The following is a 16,581-nucleotide window of genomic DNA, read 5'->3' on the forward strand; positions in this document are numbered from 1 at the left end:
GAACTTTGCTTTTGGCGTTCCGATCGGCGAAAATAATCGCTTCGGATCGGACCCGAGTTTCTCGATGATGATCTCTTTAGCCAACAACCTGCGGACGACGCTCTCGATGATCAAAATCGAGCATACGCTCTTCGCGTTGCCGTTCGCTTTCTTGGGGGCCGTGCTGGCAGCTAATGGCTGGCCCACCGCACGGCAAATCGTCTGGATCACGCTGGCGATGGTCGGAGCGCGCTCTTGCGCGATGGCCTTCAATCGCATCGTCGATCGCGAGTTCGATGCGCAGAATCCGCGCACGCGCATGCGCGAATTGCCGACCGGGCGCGTCTCGCTCCGTTTCGCGCGCGCCTTTACGATCGCTTCTGCCGCGCTCTTCCTGCTGGCGGCGGCGATGCTCAACCGTTTGACGCTGCTGCTTGCGCCCCTGGCGCTCGCGAGCGTGCTCTTTTATTCGTACACGAAGCGCTTTACGTCGCTCTCTCATCTCGTGCTCGGTTGGTGCCTGTCGATCGCGCCGACCGGCGCTTGGATCGCCGTGCGTGGCGCGCTCGACAGTCGCGTGCCGCTGCTCCTTTCGCTCATCGTGCTCCTATGGACAGCCGGGTTCGATATCCTCTACGCTTGTCAGGACTACGATTTCGACCGTCGCGCGGGGCTCTTTTCGATCCCGGCGCGGTTGGGGATCGCGCGCGCGCTCTGGATTGCGCGCGCATTGCATGGCGGGGCGTTCGCGGCGCTTCTGGCGCTTTACGCGGCGACGCGACTGGGCGCGCTTGCGCTCGTGGGCGTCATCGCGACGGGCGCGCTTCTCGTTTACCAACACCGCTTGGTGCGCGCCGACGATCTGAGCCGCTTGAACACGGCATTTTTCACGACCAACGCTTTCGTCAGCGTCATACTGTTCGTCACTTTCGGCGGAGCGGCGCTCCTCGGGCACCTGAACCGATGAGGTCAACCGCTGGCGCAAAAGGATTTCAAGTGATCGCTAAAACCTCTGCGGATCGAGATCGAAGCGCCGATGCGGTCGCAGAGGGGCGAGAAACCCGTTAACGAGAAGGGCTATGGAATTTTCACACGATCCGAATTTAAATCGCATCGCGGAGAAGGTCGAAGTCGGCGAAAGGTTGTCGTTCGAAGATGGGCTGGCGCTATTTGCCACGGATGATCTGACGGCGCTCGGCAAACTGGCCGATCGCGTTCGACGCAAGCTGCACGGGCGACGCACCTACTTCAACGTCAATCGCCACTTCAATCCGACCAACGTCTGCTACGTCGATTGCAAGTTCTGTAGCTTCTATCGCAAGCCGCGCGCCGCCGATGCCTACACGCACAACATCGAAGAAGCCGTGCGCATCGCGGGCGAAGCCGTGCGCGAAGGGGCAACCGAACTGCACATCGTCGGCGGTTTGAACACGAAGCTTCCTTTCTCATACTTCACGGACCTGCTGTCGGCGATTAAGCGCGCCTATCCGCAACTTCACTTGAAAGCCTTCACGATGGTCGAACTCGACCATTTCGCGCGCTTCTACAAAATGTCCGACGAAGAGGTGATCGGACGGTTGAAGGAAGCGGGGATGGACTCGTGCCCGGGAGGCGGCGCGGAGATCTTCCGCGAACCCGTGCGCTCGCTGCTGTGCGCGCACAAGTGCGATGCCGACCGTTGGTTAGAGCTGGCGGGCAAAGTCCATTCCTACGGCATCAAAACCAACGCGACCATGCTCTACGGTCACATCGAATCGCACGAGGATCGTGTGGACCACCTCGTGCGCTTGCGCGAACAACAGGACCGCTCGGGCGGGTTCCAATGTTTCATCCCGCTCGCCTTCAACCCGCAAGGGACGCAGCTTGCGCATCTGCCGGGGCCGTCTGGGATAGACTCGCTGAAGACGATCGCCGTCTCGCGCCTGATGCTCGACAATTTTCCGCACATCAAAGCCTACTGGGTGATGCTCGGCAAGCGCCTGGCGCAAGTCGCGCTCCATTATGGCGCAAACGATCTCGACGGGACGATCACCGAAGGGAGCGAACTGACGGAAGCCTATTCGGTCGAAGCGAACCATGAAGTGAAGATGACCAAGCGCGAGATCGTCGCGCTCATCGAAGAGGCCGGCTTCGAAGCCGTCGAGCGCGATACGCTCTATCGCCCCGTCGCGCGCGAACCGAAGGCGCTTGAACTAGAGACCGTCTGAAGCTTCCGAACAGCCATTACGAAAGCCGCGATGTTCAACGATCAGTTGGATCAGTTGCCGACAGCCGCGCGCTTCTCGCGTCGCGCGGAGAATTACGCGAGATACCGCCCCGGATATCCCGAAGCGTTGCTCGATCTATTGGCGATGGAGACGGGATGGACCTCTGCCGCTGCGGTCGCCGATATCGGATCGGGCACAGGAATTTTGTCCGAGATGTTCTTGCATCGGGGCAACGTCGTCTACGGCGTCGAGCCGAACAGCGAGATGCGCGCGATGGCCGAGAAGCTCCTGCGCTCCTATCCGAATTTCAGAAGCATCGCGGGTGTAGCCGAGAACACCGGCTTGTCAGCGCGCAGCGTAGATTTCGTCACCGCAGGACAAGCCTTTCACTGGTTCGACCGCGACCGCGCGAAAGCAGAATTCGCGCGCATCCTGCGCCCAGCGGGTTGGATCGTAATCGTTTGGAACCATAGGCGGCGCGAGCGCACCCCTTTCCTTCGCGCCTACGACGTCCTGCTCCGGCGCTTCGGCACGGACTACGAAAAGGTCGCGGCGGAGAATATCGACGAAGAGGATCTGCGCCGCTTCTTCGACGCCGAATATCGCGTCGCAACCTTCGAGAATTTTCAAACGCTCAATGCCGAGGAACTCAAGGGAAGATTTTTATCCGCATCCTACGTCCCGCTCGAAGGCGATCCGCGATTTGCCGAAATGATCGCCGAACTCAAGCGCATCTTCTCAGAACATGAGACGGGCGGGACGGTCACGCTGGAGTATGACACAAAGGTCTATTACGGGCGCATTCGGAATTGAGCTTGAGATGGCGAAAGGTGGATAATTTTAGGGATCACCTTCGGGGAGCAGGGATGAGCGAAAAGACACGCACCATCACAGTCGCGCATTCGCCCGATTCGGACGATGCGTTCATGTTCTACGCACTGGCGACCAACAAGATAGATACGGGCGAACTGCGTTTCGAACACGTCCTCAAGGACATTCAAACGCTCAACGAGAGCGCGCGCCGTGGCGAATACGACGTAACGGCGATAAGCTTTCACGCTTACGCTTACATCGCCGACCGCTACGCGCTTCTTCCCTGCGGCGCTTCGATAGGCGAGCGCTACGGCCCGATCGTCGTCGCGCGCGCGCCCTACGCGCCGGAAGAGATCGCGCGGCTCAAAATAGCCGTGCCCGGGACGTTGACGAGCGCCTTTCTCGCGCTGCGCATCTTCTGCCCGGCGTTCGAGTACGAGGTCATCCCCTTCGATCAGATCATCACCGCAGTTCAACAAGAGCGTTGCGACGCCGGATTGCTGATCCACGAAGGTCAACTCTTCTATCAGAGATTGGGACTGCACAAAGTGCTCGATCTGGGCGAATGGTGGTATGAGCGGACATCGCTTCCGCTGCCGATGGGAGGCAACGCCGTTCGGCGCGACCTCGGTCACGATCTGATGCGCCGCATCGCGCGCTATTTGCGCGACAGCGTCCGCTACGCGCTCGATCACCGCGAAGACGCGCTCCACTACGCGATGAACTTCGCGCGCGACATGGACGAGCGACTGGCCGACGATTTCGTTCGCATGTGGGTCAACGAGTGGACGCTCGATTACACAGAGCGCGGACGCGAGGCGGTCCAACGCCTGCTCGACGAAGGAGCGGCGCGCGGCATCATCCCGCACCGCGTCCGCGTCGAGTTCGTCGAAGCCGACTGATCCCTTTCAGATGCTCGCCAAACGCATCATCCCATGCTTGGACGTTGACGCCGGGCGCGTCGTCAAAGGCATTCGCTTCGTCTCGTTGCGCGATGCGGGCGACCCCGTGGAACAAGCCCGCCGATACGACGAAGAAGGCGCCGATGAACTCGTTTTTCTCGACATCACGGCCTCGGCGCACAAACGCGAGATCGTCGCCGAACTGGTCCGCCGCGTCGCCGACGAAGTTTTCATTCCGTTCACGGTCGGCGGCGGATTGAATTCCATCGAGGATTTCCGCGCCGTGCTCCGCGCGGGCGCAGACAAAGTCTCGATCAACACGGCGGCCATCCGCCGCCCTGAACTGATCAGCGAAGGAGCCGAGGTCTTCGGCAGCCAGTGCATCGTCGTCGCCATCGACGCGCGTCGAAGAGATCCAGAGGATGCGCAGAGGGGCTGGGAGGTCTTCACTCACGGCGGGCGTCGCCCGACCGGCGTGGACGCGGTCGAGTGGGCCGCGCGCGCTGAACGATTGGGAGCGGGCGAAATACTTCTGACGAGTATGGACCGCGATGGCACGCTCGATGGTTATGATACGGAACTGATCCGCGCCATCTCCGAAACGGTCAAGATCCCCGTCATCGCGTCGGGCGGAGCGGGTAAACTCGAACATTTCTACGAAGCGATAGCGAACGGCGCGAGCGCCGTGCTCGCCGCCTCGCTCTTCCATTTCGGCGAATTGAAGATCGCCCAAGTGAAAGATTACCTACGCGCGCGCGGCGTGGTCGTTCGCTAGAAAATGCCGAAGACCAGCGAGAACGTGCGGCAAAATCTATCGCCAACCGACCTTCAAAAGAAGATGGGAACGATGAAGAGCACGGATGAGTTGAAATATGATGCGCAAGGCCTGATCCCGGCCATCGTGCAAGATGCGGAGACGGGCGAAGTCTTGACGCTCGCTTACATGAATCGCGAAAGCCTCCGCCGGACGATCGAAAGCGGTGAGACCTGGTTCTGGTCCAGATCGCGCAATGAACTGTGGCATAAGGGCGCGACTTCGGGCAATACGCAGCGCGTCGCCGAAATAGTCGCCGATTGCGATGGCGATGCGCTGCTCGTGCGCGTCCATCCGACTGGCCCAGCCTGTCACACGGGCGCTCGCTCATGCTTCAACGCCTCCCTGAGCGGCGCGGAGGCCGCCAGCGAAAAGGCGCACCGCCCGAACCTGGGCGAAACTTTGCGCAAACTCTACGCCGTCATCGAGAGCCGGCGGCGTGAGCGCCCGGCAGGATCGTACACGACCTACCTCTTCGACGAAGGGCTGGACAAGATCTTGAAGAAGATCGGCGAAGAATCCGCCGAAACGATCATCGCGGCGAAGAGCGGCGAACGCACCCAGGTCGTTCTCGAAGTCTCCGATCTCGTCTACCATCTGCTGGTCATGCTGGCCGAACGCGGCATCCCGCTCGACGAGATCGGCGCCGAACTGGACCGGCGAGCGGCGAAACGATCGAACGGGGAAGATCGAGCGAAAAGCTAAAACGGCTTCTCCAGTTAGACGGAGTGCCCGTTCGATGCAATTGAAGCGCGGCGCCCATGCCGCATCGAAAGAGACTCGATATGCAGAGAGCAGAACTCGAAAATCTACTCGAATTCGCCGTCCGTATCGCGCAAGCCGCGGGCGAAGTGACGCTGCGCTATTTTCAACGCGCCACCGCCGAACGCAAAAGCGACGGCTCTTTCGTCACGGCGGCAGATCGCGAAGCCGAAAGGCTCTTGCGCGAAAGGATCGAGGAACGCTTCCCGCAAGATGCCATCCTCGGCGAAGAAGAGGGCGCGCGCGCCGGAAGCTCCGACCGATGCTGGGTCATAGATCCGCTCGATGGGACCTTCTCCTTCGTCCATGGCGTGCCGCTCTATGGGACGCTCATCGCGCTCGAAGTCGAAGAGGAGCCGATCCTCGGAGCGGTCCACCTGCCGGCGCTCGGCGAGACGGTCTACGCGGCGCGCGGAATAGGCTGCTTCTGGAACGGCGCTCGCTGCCAGGTCTCGAACGTCTCTAGATTGGAAGAAGCGCTGCTGCTTGCCACCGATTTCGGCACATGCGAACGTTATGGTTTCGGGCGCGCGGCGGAAGCGCTCCAGCATCGCGCGCAGGCCCGCCGCACATGGGGCGATTGCTATGGCCACATCCTGGTCGCCACAGGACGCGCCGAGATCATGCTCGATCCGGTCATGAACCACTGGGATTGCGCCGCGCTTCTCCCCATCCTCGAAGAAGCGGGCGGCACCTTCACCGATTGGCGGGGGACGAAGACGGCGCGCGGCGGCAATGCCATCTCGACCAACGGCGCGCTGTTCGAAGACGTGATGAAGATCATCGGCAGCGCTCCGCAGATCTGAGCCATAAAGCCACGCTTCTAGAATGAGATCCGCTCTCTCGTATCACTAAGACCCATCGACATGAACAGAATGTCATCTGTAGCACATTGACTCTCGGGCGCGCCCGCTCTCGCGCGGGCGGTCCTCGCTTTTATCGCAGAAATTCAAGCTTTTCATCGATTTAAGGCGTTGCCCGAAGACGGCACGACGCTTGCTGGGCGATTGGGTGACGTTTGCTTGCGACGAGCAAGGTCCACAGGACGTTAAGCGGGACGTGCGAAGCGATTCAAACGTCCCGCTCGTTGATTACGCCGCCGTACTTTTGAAGCTGGCGGTTTTCAGTGGGGGCGCGAAGTGGCTATGGCTGGCCCTCTGGTCAGAGCCTCCCAAAAAGAGAGCAAGCGAGGGCACATGAGCGCCATAAATTAAGATGGTGCGGTGTCGCTTGATCCGAGCGCCCAAGGCGATCGCGCCTTCCAAATATCGGCGATCTCTCGATCTTTTGAGGGGAGAGCGCCAGTAGTCTTTCAGCGTCTTTGTTCCGCAGCGATGTTTGATTCCGGAATTAAACAGTAAAGCGAGGGTAAAGAGAGAGATGCGACGCATCAAGCATGTCGAGAAGGGGCTGACCATACTGGCTGGCGGCCTTTTCGATTTCATCCAGTTTTTTAACAAATACCGTCCCAATCCGTCGTTCACCCCGAAGTGGTCCGACAAACCGATCCCCAAATCGTGGCAGAAATCGAAACCGCCATTAGGGTGGCCGCGCACGACGGATTCTCTTTGTCCGAAGTGTGTGATCGAAGCGCGCGAAGCGATCCTGAATGGCGAGAAGGACGTTTCCGTGCTCATCAACGAGAAGGTGGGCGAGATCAAAGCGCAGATCATCGAGCGCGACGGGCAGGTCTGGATGGTCAAAGACTGCCCGATTCACGGCCATTTCGAGGACATCATGGCGATCGACTCGAAGTTTTTGGCCCACATTGAATCGATGTTCCCGGGGCGCGACATCCCAGCCCACAACGACGAGCACGTGCACAATCACGGCTCTTCGACCATCAAGTACGGGCGCGGCGCCGTGTTGACCATCGACCTGACCAATCGCTGCAACATGATGTGCGACCCGTGCTTCATGGATGCCAACCAAGTTGGCTATGTCCATGAATTGACCTTCGAAGAGGTCAAAGAGATTCTGGATCGCGCCATTCAGGTCAAGCCGCGGCGACAGCTTTCGGTTCAGTTTTCAGGCGGTGAGCCGACCATCTCGCCCATCTTCATCGACGCCATCGCCTACGCGCGCAAGGTCGGCTACAACTCCGTGCAGGCGGCGACCAACGGCATCGAGTTCGCCAAATCCAAAGAGTTCTGTCGGCGCGCGGCTGAGGCGGGACTCCGCTTCGTCTATTTGCAATTTGACGGCATCGGCAACGACGCCAACTCGCATCGTCAGGTCGGCAACCTCTTCGATGTGAAGCTGAAAGCGATCGAGAACCTGCACGAAGCGGGCGTCGAGATCGTGCTCGTGACGACCATCGTCAACGGCATCAACAACGATCAGGTCGGCTCGGTCATCCGTTTTGCGCTCGACAATCCGAAGAAGATCGCCTTCGTCTCGTTCCAACCCGTCTCGTTTACGGGCCGCGACGAACACATCACGGACGAGCGGCGCATGCAGCAGCGCTACACGCTGTCGCACTTAGCTTACGACGTCAAGAAGCAACTCGGGATCACGGAGCCGACGCGCGACTGGTTCCCGCTCTCGATCATGGGCGCTTTCGCCGACTTCGCCGACCTCGTACATGGACCGGAAGCCGAATGGGGGCAGGTCTCCTGCGGCTGCCATCCGAACTGCGGCGTCGGCACGGCGGTGATGATCGACAAAGAGACGAAGGAGATGGCGCCGGTGCCGGAGTTTTTGAACATCCCGGGTCTCGTCAAAGACATGCAGAAGATCACGGATGCGGCGCGCGGCAAATGGTTCTCGAACTTCATGATGGCGCTTGCGCTCCTGAAACACTACAACCCGTACAAATCGCCATCGCAATTCACGCTGATGGAGCTTTTCAAGAAGTTCGATAAATCCTTCGGCCTGACGGGCAAGGATTATGGGCGAGTCGATGGCTCGCGGACGAGGGAGGATATCGAGCGTCGGCGTGCGGATCGTTGGAACTTCCTCTTCATCGCAGGGATGTGGTTCCAAGATCTATTCAACTACGACTTCCGTCGCACGGAGATGTGCATCATCCCGTATGCCACGCAGCAGGGCGAAATCTCCTTCTGCGCCTACAATACGGGCATCGGCTGGCGGCAGATCATCGAGCACATGCACATGAACGCGACCGTCGCCGAGTGGTACAAGAAGTACGGACGGCATGAAATCTACGCGAAGGGTAAGAACGTCGAGCTGCCCGATACTTCGCACAGCCTCGTCCTCAACGAGATCGACCTGCAACGGCCCAACAAGCCGCAGATGCAGGGACCGAAGACAGCGGCTGAAGAGATGAAGATGATGCGCAAGCTCTACCAAGAGATGGTCCTGCAGAAGAAGCTCGGGGCCAAGGATCGTCCCGTGCAGATCCAAGGCTTGCGCCGCAATGGGCAAAAGAAGAAAGAGGTCGCCGAAGCGGCGGTCGTCTGATCTGCCCTTAGTACCGACTCGAGCGAACCCCGTGAGCGTGCAGCTCACGGGGTTCTTTTATGGTCTCTCTGCCACGCATCATCCACCATCTTGCTGATTTAACCTTGCCCATCATCGTTCGATCTTCGACGCGCGTATCAAGTGAGGAAGCTTACCGCCCGCTTTGCCAGCCGCCAATCGGGCTCTGCGCTTTGCATCTTTGGCGAAACTGTTGCATCATCACTAATCGGCCTTCACGTCGAAGGGCTCAAGCAAGATGATCCGCATACTTTTGACTAACGACGACGGCATACATTCCGACGGTCTCATAAAACTGGAAGAGGCGCTACGCGAAGTTGGGGACGTGTTCGTCGTCGCGCCGGAATCCGAGATGAGCGGCGCATCGCACAGTTTGACGCTCGCGCGACCGCTGCGCATCCGCCAGATAGACGAGCGCCACTGGACCGTCGATGGAACGCCGACCGATTGCGTGACGCTGGCGCTCCATAAGATTCTGACCGGAGAATTGCGGCCACACATTTGCGCTTCAGGGATCAATCATGGCGGCAACTTGGGCGACGACGCCACCTATTCGGGCACGGTCGCGGGCGCGCTCGAAGCGACGATACTTGGCGTCCCCGGGCTGGCCTTCAGTTTAGTCGCGCGCGAGAATTTCGACTTCACCGAAGCGGCGCGTTTTGCCGTCATCGCCGTGCGCAAGGCTTTGACCGAAGGGTTGCCTGAAGGCACGTTCCTCAACATCAACATCCCAGATGGGCCGATCCGTGGCGTGCGCGTGACGCGACAGGGGATCAAGAACGCGCGGCCAGTCATCTCCGAGCACATAGATCCGCGCGGGCGACCATATTTTTGGATCGGCGAAGAGATCCTCGAGTGGGACGCGGCGGAAGGGACGGATTACTGGGCGGTTCAGCAAGGCTTCATCTCCGTCACGCCGATGCGCAGCGATCTGACAAACCATCAGGCGATCCCTGCGCTCGCCTCATGGGATCTATTGGATTTGAACGGTCATATCGCGGTCCAGAATTTGAGTCCAGCATCGACGAGGGAGTGACGGTTGAACCTTTCTGCGCCAACGTTCGCTTTGCCTCAAGACTTTCGCCTCGCGCGCGAGCGCATGGTCGAACGATTGCGGGTTCACCATTTGATACGCGACGAACGAGTCCTCGCCGCGATGCGCGAGATACCGCGCCATCTGTTCGTCCCTGAAGCGTTGCAGAGCCGCGCCTACGGCGACCATGCGCTGCCGATCGAAGCGGGACAGACGATCTCGCAACCCTATATCGTCGCGCGGATGACCGAGCTGCTCGCGCTCGACCGACAGAGCCGCGTGCTCGAGATCGGCGCCGGTTCCGGATACCAGACCGCCATTTTGGCTCGCTTGGCCGGGCAAGTCTACTCGATCGAACGCATCCCCGAATTAGCGCGCAGCGCACAAGCGCGCATCAGGCATTTGGGCATCTACAACGCGACGGTGAAATGTTTCGATGGAACGCTCGGCTGGCGCACGCACGCGCCATATGATCGCATCCTGGTGGCGGCGAGCGGTCCGGAGGTCCCTGAACCGTTGCTCTTTCAGTTGAAAATTGGAGGAAGGCTCGTCATGCCCGTCGGAAACTCGCCCGAAGGCCAGCGCCTGACGCTCGTTATGCGAACCGAGCGAGGATATGTGCGCGAAGATCATGGCCCGTGCGCTTTCGTGCCGCTCATCGGGCGTTACGGCTGGACCAGCACGAACTCAAGAAAGGGCTAATTCAACCTCGATCACGCCCCGCGCATAGAGAAGAAGCGATTTGAAACGAAGGCGGCTCATTTCTCATCCCAAAGCGCGATCGACGCGCAGCGGTTCCAAAGTTTGAGATGAAGTCGGATCGCCCATCGGCGCTCGATCCTGAATCGAAGGGTTCTAAACCATGGAGATCATACACGAGTTCATTCATCAATTGAAGGAATATCTCGACCCGCGCACCATCGCCGCGGCTGGGTATCTCGTCCTCTTCTTCGTCGTCTTCGCCGAGACCGGGCTGGCCGCCGGATTCTTTCTCCCGGGCGATTCGCTGCTCGTCGTCGCCGGTCTCTTCGCCGCCAAAGGCGATCTCAGCCTCTTCGTTCTGCTAAGTTCGCTCTTTTTCGCCGCCGTCGCGGGCGACGCCGTAGGATATCTGACCGGAGCCAAACTTGGCCCGCACATCTTTAACCGCCCCAAATCGCTCCTCTTCCGCCCGGAACATTTACAACGCGCGCATGACTTTTACGTGCGCCATGGCGGGAAGACGATCATCATCGCGCGCTTCGTCCCCATCATCCGCACCTTCGCGCCGATCGTCGCCGGAGCGGCCCAGATGCCCTATCGGCAGTTCGTCATCTACAACGTCTGCGGCGGTTTCCTGTGGGTCTTCAGCATGATCTTGACCGGCTACTTTCTCGGAAGCGTGATCCCCGATCTCGATCAGCATATCGAAAAGGTCGTCATCGTCGTCGTCGCGCTCAGCCTCTTGCCGCCCATCGTCGAACATTTGAAGATCAGGCGCGCGCGCTCGCGGCGCGAAACGGCCCCGACCAAAGATTTGACATGACTCGCGCGCCCCTCTAAAATCATCTTTCCTTCGGGGCGTGGCTCAGCCTGGTAGAGCGCACGGTTCGGGACCGTGAGGTCGGAGGTTCAAATCCTCTCGCCCCGACCATTTCAACAGATGGGGCTCAAACGAGTTTGAGCCCCATTTTGAATTTCGCGATGCTTTCTCCCCGCTCCTGACGTATCGTCTTATTTTTGTGGCTTTTCGTGGCGTTCGCGCAGTTTTTTGAACTCCTCCTGCAGCGCGGCCAACTCATCGTCGGTCATGCTCTCCAGGTCCACCAGCCGTGTGCGCGCTTTCTCAACCGCTCGGATCAGCTCGTCGAGCTTCAGATGGATCGCCTTCGCATCGCGGTTCTGCGTGTTTTGGATGAGAAAGACCATCAAGAAGGTGATGATCGTGGTCCCCGTGTTGATCACCAACTGCCAAGTATCCGAATAGCGAAAGATCGGACCGGTCAAAGCCCAAACGAGGACGATCAACACGGCGAAGATGAAAGCCCAAGCCGACCCCGAGAATTCGGCGACTTTGGCGGCGAACCGGCGGAAAAGCTCGCGCACAGACTTATCGTTGCTCTTCTGGCCCATTTTAGTCTCCACACCTCATTCACGATCACTCGGTCGAGCCGATGAGAGCCACTACGCGCTATTTAACGAGGGGAGAGCGGTTCAATCGATCTGATAGGTTGCGACGCTCGTCGGCGTCTCGAAACAACGGACTTTGTAGATCTGCACGCGCTCGTCGCTGATGCGGGCTGCGATCTGCTCCAAGATGTAACGCGCGAGGTTCTCCGCCGATGGGTTCAGCTCACGATCGAACGGCGGGATCTCGTTGAGATTCCTGTGGTCCAACCGCTCTATCACCTCATCGGCTGCCGCCTTCAATTCGGCGAAATCGACGAGCAGCCCGATCTCGTTCAATTTGCGCCCGCGAGCGTAGATCTCGACCTTGTAGTTATGACCATGAAGATTTTCGCACTTCCCCTTATAACCGCGCAGTTGATGGGCGCTCGAGAAGTTGCGTTCGATCATCACCTCAAAATAACCGTTCATTTTGCATCCCTTCGAATCGATTTCCCGATTTAGATTATCCGACCGTCATATCCTCAAAACAAAACGCGCGACGCGCCTCCTCCAGATCCGAAGTGACGCGCATCGGCGGAAGGCTTCGCCAGAAGATACGCCCATAGGGTTTAGTGCGCAGGCGTGGATCGAGGATGGCGAGGATGCCGCGATCGGTCGAACTTCTGATCAGCCGCCCCAACCCCTGTCTCAGGGCGATGACGGCTTGCGGCACGCTATACTCGTAAAAACTCGAACCGCCCTCCTCATCGATCGCCCGTTGCCGTGCCGCGATGACCGGATCCGTCGGCACGGCAAATGGGAGCTTGTCGATGATAACGCATGAGAGCTGCCGTCCGCGCACATCGACTCCCTGCCAGAAGCTGGCGGTGGCGAAGAGCACGGCGTTCGGCGTCTGGCGAAACCTCTCCAAGATCCCGCTTCGACTCATGCTCCCCTGAACCAAACAAGGATACGGGATCCGCGCGGCCACCCGCTCATAAAGCGCGCTCATGCTCACCACGCTCGTCGAAAGGACGAAAGCGTGCCCCTCGGTGATCCGCAAGAGGCGGCAGATCTCTTCGACCGCGGCCTCGATCCACTCAGGCGTGCGCGGATCCGGAAGATGCGACGGCAGATAGAGCACCGCCTGCCTTCGATAATCGAAGTTCGATGTCGCGATCAATTCATCGGCATCCTTCGGAAGACCGAGGCGCTGGCGTATGTAACCGAAGCTTCCGCCGCTCGTCAAAGTCGCAGAAGTGAGGATGATCGGCTTGACTCGCTCGAAGAGCTTCTCCGCCAATAACCCCGAAACATCGATCGGCGAAGCATGAAGGAACGCGCCTGCGCCGCGTCGCTCCAACCAATAGACGTAGGACCGATCGCTTCCTTCGACGATGAACGAGAGGTCGAAACGGATCTGCCGCACGCGCCGCAACATGCTCTCCACTTCGGGCGGCGGATCCGGCATCGCGTCGAGCATCGTCTCGAGCCTTTCGAGCGCGCCATCGAGCGCGAGATACGCTTCACCGAGCGGCGTCGGCTCGATCTCGCCGTTTCTCGATCGGCGCGCGAAAGCCTCGGCAAAGAGCGGGAGACGCCCCTCGTCGCCGCGCTCATCCTGAAATCCCATCCAAAACCGCTCATTCATCGCGCCGATGCGCGCGGCGATCTTCGTCAACTCGCGATTGAGCTCAACATCGGTGATCGGCAACATATTGAGATCGTTGAGCAGATCGGCGATCTGATAGCTAGAGACCTGCGAGCCGAAATATTCTGAGGCGACATCTTCGATCAGATGCGCCTCATCGAAGATGACGGCTCCGTAGTCGGGGATGACTTGGCCATATTCATCGCCACGCAGCGCGAGATCGGCGAAGAACAGATGGTGATTGACGATGATGATGTCAGCATCTTGTGCGCGCTGGCGCATGCGCGTGATGAAGCAAGCGTTGAAGTCGTCGCACTTCTGGCCCAGGCAGATCTCCGAACGCGCATCGAGGTGGCGCCAGAAACCGAAATTCTCGGGCAGATTCGCCAATTCACCGCGATCGCCGGTGTCAGTCCTCTTCGCCCAGCGACGGATCTCATCAAAGTAGTTCAAATCCTCGAACCCTTCGAGGATCGGCGCCGCTTCGGCGCGCTTGAAGCGGTGGAGGCAAAGGTAGTTGTTGCGCCCCTTCATGTATGCGGCGTTGAATTTTCTCGGCAGAACGCGCTGCAGGAAGGGGATGTCCTTCTCCATCAACTGTTCCTGTAGATTCTTCGTCCCCGTCGAGATGACGACGCGCATCCCTTGCGCCGTCGCAGCGGCGATCGCCGGAACCAGATAAGCGAGCGTTTTGCCTGTGCCCGTCTCGGCCTCGACGATCAGGTGGCGCCGCTCCTCGAAGGCGCGCAACACAGCTTCGGCCATCTCGATCTGGCCGGGCCGGTACTCGTATTCGGGATGCGCGCGCGCGATCAACCCATTTGGTCCGAAGATCTCTTCCATCCCCCGTTTCCCACGATCCGTCGGCCCTCTAAGCGCTCCGCAGGGCGCGGCGCATTTAGCTTTCGCCCATCATCTAATCGGCATGGATCGCCTCCCTTTCCGCGACTCGCCTTCGCAGCCGTCTCGGATAGAGCGGGAAGCGCGCGGCCAAATCCTGCACTTCGCGTCGGACGCGACGGCGCACCTCTTCCGATTCCGGCTCATGCAGGACTTCGGCGATCAAGCGCGCGATCTGGCGCATCTCCTCTTCTTTCATGCCGCGCGTCGTGACGGCGGGCGTCCCGATCCTTATTCCGGAGGCGATGAAAGGCGAATTCGTATCGAACGGGATGGTGTTCTTGTTGACCGTGATGCCTGCCGCTTCGAGTGCCTTTTCCGCCGCTTTGCCCGTAATCCCCTTGCCGTTCATGAACACGTCAACGAGGATCAGATGATTGTCCGTTCCGCCCGAAACGAGACGGAAACCGGACGCCTGCAACTCTTCGGCGAGAACTTTCGCGTTGCGGACTATCTGACGCTGGTACTCTTTGAAATCCTCGCGCAACGCTTCGCCGAAGGCGACCGCTTTGGCCGCGATGATGTGGACCAGCGGCCCACCCTGCACGCCCGGAAAGAGCTTCTTGTCGATCTCTTTGGCATGCTCCGCGCGACAGAGGATCAATCCGCCGCGCGGCCCGCGCAAAGTCTTGTGCGTCGTCGTCGTCACGTAATCGGCGTGCGGTATGGGCGACGGGTGCAGTCCGGCGGCGACCAATCCGGCGATGTGCGCTATATCGGCCATGACGCGCGCGCCCGTAGCTTGCGCGATCTCGCCGATGCGTGCGAAATCTATCGTTCGCGGGTAGGCCGACGCGCCGCAGACGATCAGCTTCGGGCGATGCTCCTCAGCGAGCCGCGCAAGCTCGTCGTAATCTATCTGCTCCGTCTCGCGCGAGACGCCGTAATCGACGATCTTGTAGCTGATGCCCGAAAAGTTCAGCGGATGCCCGTGCGTCAAGTGACCGCCGTGCGAAAGGTTCATGCCGAGCACCGTGTCGCCGTAGTTGAGCGCGGCGAGGTAAACGGCCATGTTCGCCTGCGCGCCGCTGTGCGGTTGAACGTTGGCGTGATCGGCGCCGAAAAGCTGTTTGGCCCGATCGATGGCCGCTTGCTCGACCACATCGACGAACTCGCAACCGCCGTAGTAACGTTTGCCCGGATAACCTTCGGCATATTTGTTAGTGAAGACCGACCCCATCGCTTCGAGCACGGCTTCGCTGACGAAATTCTCCGAAGCGATCAGTTCCAAGCCTTCAGCTTGTCGCCGCACTTCGTCATCGATGGCCTGACTGATCAACGGGTCAACTTCGGCAAGTGGGGCATTTCTCCAATCACTCATCTCGATCTCCTTAGCGGAATCTCCGTCGAGAGGCTTCGCTCCGTTAACTCGAACTTTGAACTCTCTCCATCGCTTCTATCTTCTCAACGCGCGCGCGATGACGCCCCCCGGCAAACGTCGCACTGAACCATGCGCGCACGATGCGCTCGATCTCATCCGGCGGAGTAGTGCGCGCGCCGATCGCCAGCACGTTGGCGTCGTTATGTTCGCGCGCGAGTCGCGCAATCTCCGCATTCCACGCGACGACCGCTCTGATCCCCGGCACCTTATTGGCCGCGATCGCCATTCCTGCGCCGGAGCCGCAGACGAGCACGCCTTGATCTGAATCCCCGCGCCTGATGCTCTCGGCGACGAGCCGCGCGAAGTCGGGATAATCGACCGACTGCGTCGAATGCGTGCCAAAATCGACGTAGTCTAAGCCGAGTTCGCGAAGCAGAGGCTTCAAACTTTCCTTCACTTCATAACCGGCATGATCGCTTGCGAGCGCGACCTTCATCGCGAAGATCTTTGACCTCACGCGGAACGGAAGTTGAAACGACCCGAGCCGTTGATGGTACATCACGCTCCCCTTCGAGGCAACGTCGGAGAGGGAGATCGTTCTCGCCTCGATTCGAGCGATCGAAGGCGCGGAAGCTTCATAGATCCGACGGCGCGCTAGAGGATTGCCATT

Annotated in this window: 16 protein-coding genes and 1 tRNA gene; 12 read left to right on the forward strand and 5 right to left on the reverse strand. The window is 59.6% G+C overall.

The window, feature by feature from the left end; translation table 11 throughout:
* Window positions 1-64: 64 nt before the first annotated feature.
* From PYK22_RS01910 to PYK22_RS01970, 12 genes are all read left to right on the forward strand, one after another.
* Window positions 65-946, forward strand: a complete 882-nt coding sequence (locus tag PYK22_RS01910) for a UbiA-like polyprenyltransferase (protein WP_211197586.1) — start codon at window positions 65-67, stop codon at window positions 944-946.
* 112 nt (window positions 947-1,058) lie between these two features.
* Window positions 1,059-2,186, forward strand: a complete 1,128-nt coding sequence (mqnE, locus tag PYK22_RS01915; RefSeq protein ID WP_041973836.1) for an aminofutalosine synthase MqnE — start codon at window positions 1,059-1,061, stop codon at window positions 2,184-2,186.
* Window positions 2,187-2,216: 30 nt separating this feature from the next.
* Window positions 2,217-2,999, forward strand: a complete 783-nt coding sequence (locus PYK22_RS01920) for a class I SAM-dependent methyltransferase (RefSeq protein ID WP_041973839.1) — start codon at window positions 2,217-2,219, stop codon at window positions 2,997-2,999.
* Window positions 3,000-3,052: 53 nt separating this feature from the next.
* Window positions 3,053-3,901, forward strand: coding sequence for a menaquinone biosynthesis family protein (locus PYK22_RS01925; RefSeq protein ID WP_041973842.1), 849 nt, complete (start codon window positions 3,053-3,055; stop codon window positions 3,899-3,901).
* Between the two features lie 10 nt (window positions 3,902-3,911).
* Window positions 3,912-4,676 (forward strand): imidazole glycerol phosphate synthase subunit HisF, encoded by a 765-nt coding sequence (hisF, locus tag PYK22_RS01930; protein ID WP_041973844.1) that lies wholly within the window; start codon window positions 3,912-3,914, stop codon window positions 4,674-4,676.
* Between the two features lie 63 nt (window positions 4,677-4,739).
* Window positions 4,740-5,420: a bifunctional phosphoribosyl-AMP cyclohydrolase/phosphoribosyl-ATP diphosphatase HisIE gene (gene hisIE / locus PYK22_RS01935; protein WP_041974359.1), complete on the forward strand. Its 681-nt coding sequence runs from the start codon at window positions 4,740-4,742 to the stop codon at window positions 5,418-5,420.
* Between the two features lie 80 nt (window positions 5,421-5,500).
* Window positions 5,501-6,283 carry a histidinol-phosphatase gene (gene hisN, locus PYK22_RS01940; protein ID WP_041974362.1) on the forward strand — a complete coding sequence of 261 codons (783 nt, stop codon included), beginning with the start codon at window positions 5,501-5,503 and terminating at the stop codon, window positions 6,281-6,283.
* Window positions 6,284-6,857: 574 nt separating this feature from the next.
* On the forward strand, window positions 6,858-8,900 hold the full coding sequence (locus PYK22_RS01950) for a radical SAM protein (protein ID WP_041973847.1): 2,043 nt from the start codon (window positions 6,858-6,860) through the stop codon (window positions 8,898-8,900).
* A gap of 256 nt (window positions 8,901-9,156) precedes the next feature.
* Window positions 9,157-9,954 (forward strand): 5'/3'-nucleotidase SurE, encoded by a 798-nt coding sequence (gene surE / locus PYK22_RS01955; RefSeq protein ID WP_083437525.1) that lies wholly within the window; start codon window positions 9,157-9,159, stop codon window positions 9,952-9,954.
* A 3-nt stretch (window positions 9,955-9,957) separates the two neighbouring features.
* Window positions 9,958-10,653, forward strand: a complete 696-nt coding sequence (locus PYK22_RS01960) for a protein-L-isoaspartate(D-aspartate) O-methyltransferase (RefSeq protein ID WP_211197587.1) — start codon at window positions 9,958-9,960, stop codon at window positions 10,651-10,653.
* Between the two features lie 160 nt (window positions 10,654-10,813).
* On the forward strand, window positions 10,814-11,476 hold the full coding sequence (locus PYK22_RS01965) for a DedA family protein (RefSeq protein ID WP_041973850.1): 663 nt from the start codon (window positions 10,814-10,816) through the stop codon (window positions 11,474-11,476).
* Between the two features lie 31 nt (window positions 11,477-11,507).
* Window positions 11,508-11,584 (forward strand) — tRNA-Pro (locus tag PYK22_RS01970).
* A gap of 80 nt (window positions 11,585-11,664) precedes the next feature.
* On the opposite strand, the gene PYK22_RS01975 is transcribed toward PYK22_RS01970, so the two are convergent.
* The 5 genes from PYK22_RS01975 to rpiB form a co-directional block, all read right to left on the reverse strand.
* Entirely contained in the window at window positions 11,665-12,063 is a 399-nt protein-coding gene (locus PYK22_RS01975; RefSeq protein ID WP_041973852.1) for a low affinity iron permease family protein, read from the reverse strand.
* Window positions 12,064-12,144: 81 nt separating this feature from the next.
* Window positions 12,145-12,528, reverse strand: coding sequence for a 6-carboxytetrahydropterin synthase QueD (gene queD / locus PYK22_RS01980; RefSeq protein WP_041973854.1), 384 nt, complete (start codon window positions 12,526-12,528; stop codon window positions 12,145-12,147).
* Window positions 12,529-12,562: 34 nt separating this feature from the next.
* A complete protein-coding gene (locus PYK22_RS01985) occupies window positions 12,563-14,533 on the reverse strand; it encodes an ATP-dependent DNA helicase (RefSeq protein ID WP_041973857.1) in 1,971 nt (656 codons plus the stop codon).
* Window positions 14,534-14,606: 73 nt separating this feature from the next.
* Window positions 14,607-15,911 (reverse strand): serine hydroxymethyltransferase, encoded by a 1,305-nt coding sequence (locus PYK22_RS01990; protein WP_041973859.1) that lies wholly within the window; start codon window positions 15,909-15,911, stop codon window positions 14,607-14,609.
* 43 nt (window positions 15,912-15,954) lie between these two features.
* Window positions 15,955-16,407 carry a ribose 5-phosphate isomerase B gene (gene rpiB, locus PYK22_RS01995; protein WP_041974370.1) on the reverse strand — a complete coding sequence of 151 codons (453 nt, stop codon included), beginning with the start codon at window positions 16,405-16,407 and terminating at the stop codon, window positions 15,955-15,957.
* Window positions 16,408-16,581 lie beyond the last annotated feature (174 nt).

The sequence above is a fragment of the Pyrinomonas methylaliphatogenes genome, assembly GCF_000820845.2.
Lineage (GTDB): Bacteria > Acidobacteriota > Blastocatellia > Pyrinomonadales > Pyrinomonadaceae > Pyrinomonas > Pyrinomonas methylaliphatogenes.